Annotated in this window: 1 protein-coding gene; it reads left to right on the top strand. The window is 42.0% G+C overall.

All coding sequences use genetic code 11. From position 1 onward, the window contains the following. On the top strand, positions 1–257 hold a 257-nt coding region (locus tag AAEY83_RS16645), incomplete at both ends, for a hypothetical protein (protein ID WP_351060855.1).

The raw sequence follows: 257 nt of genomic DNA, 5'->3' as shown, positions 1-257 counted from the left end.
ATCTATTGGTTTACTGACGTCGCAAGCTTATCAACTTACTGTCCAACAGATACCATTACTGCGTGAAAAAGCCAATAAAATCATGGCAATGGCAGACTTACCGCGTGATGGTCATGCACATCATAAGATGATGCACGTCATTAATACTTTACCGCGTGATGATTTGTTTCAAGCCAGCGTCGAAGAGCTTTATCCGATTGTCTCTGGTATCAGTCAATTACAAGACAAAAAGAGCCTGCGCTTATTCAGTCGTATCG

The sequence above is a fragment of the Psychrobacter sp. TB20-MNA-CIBAN-0197 genome (assembly GCF_040309765.1).
GTDB classification, from domain to species: domain Bacteria; phylum Pseudomonadota; class Gammaproteobacteria; order Pseudomonadales; family Moraxellaceae; genus Psychrobacter; species Psychrobacter submarinus.
Note: the sequence above shows the minus strand (reverse complement) of the source record. Positions and strands in the feature narration are given on the sequence as shown.